Below are 5,154 nucleotides of genomic sequence, written 5' to 3'. Positions count from 1 at the left end.
CCCCCCCACAAAGGCGCCATGTTGTCAGACCCTGCCTACATCCACCCATACTCCGCCATGGACAGTGGCTCCCCATCGCCAACGATGAAATGGTCCAGTACCCGCACATCGATCAGCTCCAGCGCGTCCTGAAGCCGCTCGGTGAGCATTCGGTCGGCCTGGCTGGGCTCGGTGCTGCCGGAGGGGTGGTTGTGGCACAGGATCACGGCAGCGGCGTTGTGGGCCAGGGCGCGCTTGACCACTTGCCGGGGGTGGACACTGGTGCAGGCGATGGAGCCACGAAAAAGCGCTTCGAACGCCAGCACCTGATGCCGAGAATTGAGAAACAGGCAGCCAAAAACCTCATGAGGTTCGTGGCGCAGCATCGACTTGAGATAGTCACGAACAGCCTGCGGGTCTTCCAGCATCGAATTCTGCCGAGTCCGCGCCGCCAGATGTCGCCGGCCCATTTCGAGAACCGCGCGCAATTGAGCGAATTTCGCCGGGCCGAGCCCCATATGGCTGTTGAACGTGACCTGATCTGCCTCAAGCAGCGCCCGCAGGCAGCCAAATTGGGTCAACAGATGTCGTGCCAGATCCACCGCGCTTTTACCCGCCACACCCGTGCGTAAAAATATCGCCAGCAGCTCGGCGTCCGAAAGACTCTCCGCCCCCGCCACCAACAACCTCTCCCGCGGCCGCTCGGCCACCGGCCAGTCCCGAATACTCATGGCATCTCCCTGATAATGGGCGCCGCTGTTCCGTAGCGGACGCTGTGATATCTTAGCCCATCTTTTTTGCAGGCGATTTGCACCCAGGCAGGCTGCTGCCGAGGGTTCGCCCTGCACTGACCATTGAAATCGAAAGGCAGGCCTATGCAGCGGCTGTATCGGAAACGCATCGTTCTGGGCGTCGGCGGCGGCATTGCTGCCTACAAGAGCGCCGAGCTGGTTCGCAGGCTTATCGACCAGGGCGCCGAAGTACGCGTCGTCATGACCCGCGGCGGCAGTGAGTTCATCACCCCGCTGACCATGCAGGCCTTGTCCGGGCACCCGGTCCACATGGATCTGCTCGACCCGGCGGCCGAGGCCGCCATGGGCCATATCGAGCTGGCCAAGTGGGCCGACCTGGTGCTGATCGCCCCGGCCACGGCCGATCTGATCGCCCGCCTGGCCCAAGGCATCGCCGACGACCTGCTGACCACACTCGTGCTGGCCACCGACGCCGTGGTCGCCGTGGCCCCTGCCATGAACCAGGCCATGTGGCGCGACCCCGCCACCCAGGCCAACCTGCAACTGCTCGAAAGCCGCGATCTGAAAGTCTTCGGCCCAGCCTCCGGCAGCCAGGCCTGTGGTGATGTCGGCATGGGCCGCATGCTCGAAGCCAACGACCTGGCCCAGTGCGCCGCCGACTGCTTCCAGCGCCAGGCGCTGACCGGCAAGCATGTTCTGATCACCGCCGGCCCGACCCAGGAAAACATCGACCCGGTGCGCTACATCACCAATCACAGCTCCGGGAAAATGGGCTTCGCCCTGGCCGAAGCCGCTGTCGAGGCCGGCGCCCGGGTGACGTTGATCACCGGGCCGGTGCACCTGCCGACGCCGGATCGGGTGACCCGCATCGACGTCGTCAGCGCCCGGGACATGCTGGCGGCCTGTGAGGCATCGATCCCGTGCGACTTGTTCATCGCCTCGGCGGCAGTGGCGGACTACCGCCCCGAAGTCGTCGCCCCACAAAAATTGAAGAAAGATCCTACAAGCGGCGACGGCCTGCTCCTGCAAATGGTGCGCAATCCTGACATTTTGGCCACCATCGCCACTCGCCCCGATCGCCCGTTCAGCGTAGGTTTTGCCGCCGAAACCGAACACCTGCTCGATTACGCCGCGCGCAAGCTCAAGGACAAGAATCTGGACCTGATCGTCGCCAACGACGTCGCCAACCCGAGCATTGGCTTCAACAGCGAAGAAAACGCCTGCAGCGTGATCGACCGCCAGTTGCACGCCACGCTTTTCGCCCAGACCAGCAAGGGCAAGATCGCCCGCCAACTGATTACTTTCATCGCCGAACGGCTGAACCAGGTTTAATTTCCATGCACGCTCTACAAGCCAAGATCCTCGACCCTCGCATCGGCAGTGAATTCCCGCTGCCGCAGTACGCCACGCCGGGCTCAGCCGGCCTCGATCTGCGGGCGATGCTCAAGCAGGACACGATCCTGGAACCGGGCCAGACCCTGCTGATTCCCACCGGCCTGTCGGTCTATATCGGCGATCCGGGCCTGGCCGCGCTGATTCTGCCGCGCTCGGGGCTGGGCCATAAGCACGGTATCGTGCTGGGCAATCTGGTGGGCCTGATCGACTCCGATTACCAGGGCGAACTGATGGTGTCCTGCTGGAATCGCGGCCAGACCGCTTTCAACATCGCCGTGGGCGAGCGCATTGCCCAACTGGTATTGGTGCCGGTGGTCCAGGCCCATTTCGAACTGGTCGAAGAATTCGACGAAAGCCAGCGCGGCGCCGGCGGTTTCGGGCATTCCGGCAGCCATTGACCGGCCTGTTTCAGGCCGGGCGGCAGGCCCGGCCGCTTTATTAAGCTTCTGTTTCAGGGCGAAAAATGCGCAACGGCTCCAGGCGACGTTTCCCATCCGGAATCAACGTTTTAGACCGTTCGCGCTGGGGTAACGCTGTCTCATGGCACTTTCCCACCGCGAACTCTCTGTCAAAAACGCCGTCATACCCTTCAGCTTGAGCCTGCCGACGCCCGTCGTCGGCCTGTCCAGTCACTTTCCTGATAGAGCGCCCCGCCCATGAACACCCCAGCCGCAATCGCCCCGATCTTCCCTGACAGCATCTTCCGCGCCTACGACATCCGTGGCGTCGTGCCGGAAACCCTGACGGCTGAAACCGCCTACTGGATCGGCCGCGCCATCGGCTCCCAAAGCCTGGCGCAAGGCGAACCGAATGTGAACGTCGGCCGCGACGGTCGCTTGTCCGGCCCGGAGCTGGTCGAGCAGTTGATCAAAGGCATTGCCGACAGCGGTTGCCACGTCAGCGACGTCGGCCTGGTGCCGACACCGGCGCTTTATTACGCCGCCAATGTCCTGGCCGGCAAATCCGGCGTGATGCTCACCGGCAGCCACAACCCGTCGAACTACAACGGCTTCAAGATCGTCATCGCCGGCGACACCCTCGCCAACGAGCAGATCCAGGCCCTGCACACCCGCCTCAAGACCAACGACCTGAGCAGCGGCCAGGGCAGCGTGACCAAGGTCGATATCCTCCCGCGCTACAACGACGAAATCGTCAAGGACGTGAAACTGGCCCGCCGCCTGAAAGTAGTGGTGGATTGCGGCAACGGCGCAGCCGGCGTGATCGCCCCGCAACTGATCGAAGCGCTGAATTGCGAAGTCATCCCGTTGTTCTGCGACGTCGATGGCAATTTCCCCAACCACCACCCGGATCCGGGCAAGCTGGAAAACCTTGAGGACCTGATCGCCAAGGTCAAGGAAACCAACGCGGACCTGGGCCTGGCCTTCGACGGCGACGGCGACCGCGTGGGCGTGGTGACCGAGACCGGGAGCGTGGTGTTTCCCGACCGCCTGCTGATGCTGTTCGCAAAGGATGTGGTGGCACGTAACCCCGACGCGGAAATTATCTTCGATGTGAAATGCACCCGTCGCCTGGTGCCGCTGATCAAGGAATATGGCGGTCGCCCGCTCATGTGGAAAACCGGCCACTCGTTGATCAAGAAAAAAATGAAACAGAGCGGCGCCCTGCTGGCCGGGGAAATGAGCGGCCATATTTTCTTCAAGGAACGTTGGTTCGGTTTTGATGACGGTATCTACAGCGCCGCGCGCCTGTTGGAAATCCTCAGCAAGGAGAAATCCACTGCGGAAGAGCTGTTCGCAACCTTCCCGAACGATATTTCTACGCCGGAAATCAATATCCATGTGACCGAAGAGAGCAAATTCAGCATCATTGATGCACTGCACGACGCCCAGTGGGGCGAAGGCGCCGAACTGACCACCATCGACGGTGTGCGGGTCGACTACCCACAAGGCTGGGGCCTGGTTCGCGCCTCCAACACCACACCGGTGCTGGTGCTGCGTTTCGAGGCCGACAACGAGGCTGAACTGCAGCGCATCAAGGATGTGTTCCACAGCCAACTCAAGCGTGTTGCACCTGATCTCCAACTACCGTTCTGATTGAATCACCACCGGAGCCCTGAATGACCCTCGAACGCGAAGCCGCTGCCAACACCGCCAAGGTCCTGTCCGAAGCGTTGCCTTATATCCGACGCTACGTCGGCAAGACCCTGGTGATCAAGTACGGCGGCAACGCAATGGAAAGCGAGGAGCTCAAGACCGGCTTCGCCCGCGACATCGTGCTGATGAAGGCGGTGGGCATCAACCCGGTGGTGGTTCACGGCGGTGGTCCGCAAATCGGCGACCTGCTCAAGCGCCTGTCAATCGAAAGCCACTTCATCGACGGCATGCGCGTGACCGATGCGCAGACCATGGATGTGGTGGAAATGGTCCTCGGCGGCCAGGTCAACAAAGACATCGTCAACCTGATCAACCGCCACGGCGGCAGCGCCATCGGCCTGACCGGCAAGGACGCCGAACTGATCCGGGCGAAGAAACTCACCGTCACCCGCCAGACGCCGGAGATGACCCAGCCGGAAATCATCGACATCGGCCAGGTCGGCGAAGTAGTCGGCATTAACACCGATCTGCTGAACCTGCTGGTCAAGGGCGACTTCATTCCGGTCATCGCGCCAATCGGCGTGGGCGCCAATGGCGAGTCGTACAACATCAACGCCGACCTGGTGGCGGGCAAGGTTGCCGAAGCACTGAAAGCCGAGAAGCTGATGCTGCTGACCAACATCGCCGGCCTGATGGACAAGACCGGCAAAGTCCTGACCGGATTGTCGACCCAGCAAGTCGATGAGCTGATCGCCGATGGCACCATCTACGGCGGCATGCTGCCGAAGATCCGTTGCGCGCTGGAAGCGGTCCAGGGCGGCGTTGGCAGCTCGCTGATCATCGACGGCCGCGTGCCGAATGCGATCCTGCTGGAGATCTTCACCGATACCGGCGTGGGTACGCTGATCAGCAATCGCAAGCGTCACTAAGCGACACCGGTAAAAAAAGACCCCGCTCAACCTGGTTGAGCGGGG

Annotated in this window: 4 protein-coding genes and 1 pseudogene; 4 read left to right on the top strand and 1 reads right to left on the bottom strand. The window is 62.1% G+C overall.

The features are described from left to right. Window positions 1–35 precede the first annotated feature (35 nt). On the bottom strand, window positions 36–710 hold the full coding sequence (gene radC, locus ACE04F_RS27760; protein WP_486110765.1) for a RadC family protein: 675 nt from the start codon (window positions 708–710) through the stop codon (window positions 36–38). A 144-nt stretch (window positions 711–854) separates the two neighbouring features. On the opposite strand from radC, the gene coaBC reads away from it, so the two are divergent. From coaBC to argB, 4 genes and pseudogenes are all read left to right on the top strand, one after another. Next, window positions 855–2,063 carry a bifunctional phosphopantothenoylcysteine decarboxylase/phosphopantothenate--cysteine ligase CoaBC gene (coaBC, locus tag ACE04F_RS27755; RefSeq protein ID WP_486110763.1) on the top strand — a complete coding sequence of 403 codons (1,209 nt, stop codon included), beginning with the start codon at window positions 855–857 and terminating at the stop codon, window positions 2,061–2,063. Between the two features lie 5 nt (window positions 2,064–2,068). Beyond that, entirely contained in the window at window positions 2,069–2,524 is a 456-nt protein-coding gene (gene dut, locus ACE04F_RS27750) for a dUTP diphosphatase (protein ID WP_053126549.1), read from the top strand. A gap of 252 nt (window positions 2,525–2,776) precedes the next feature. Beyond that, window positions 2,777–4,180: pseudogene (locus ACE04F_RS27745) on the top strand (phosphomannomutase/phosphoglucomutase); the annotation flags it as partial. A 23-nt stretch (window positions 4,181–4,203) separates the two neighbouring features. Beyond that, complete coding sequence (argB, locus tag ACE04F_RS27740; protein WP_071552791.1) at window positions 4,204–5,109, top strand: acetylglutamate kinase; 906 nt, start codon at window positions 4,204–4,206, stop codon at window positions 5,107–5,109. The last annotated feature ends 45 nt before the right edge of the window (window positions 5,110–5,154 follow it).

This window comes from Pseudomonas sp. AGC41, from assembly GCF_057334555.1.
Note: the sequence above shows the minus strand (reverse complement) of the source record. Positions and strands in the feature narration are given on the sequence as shown.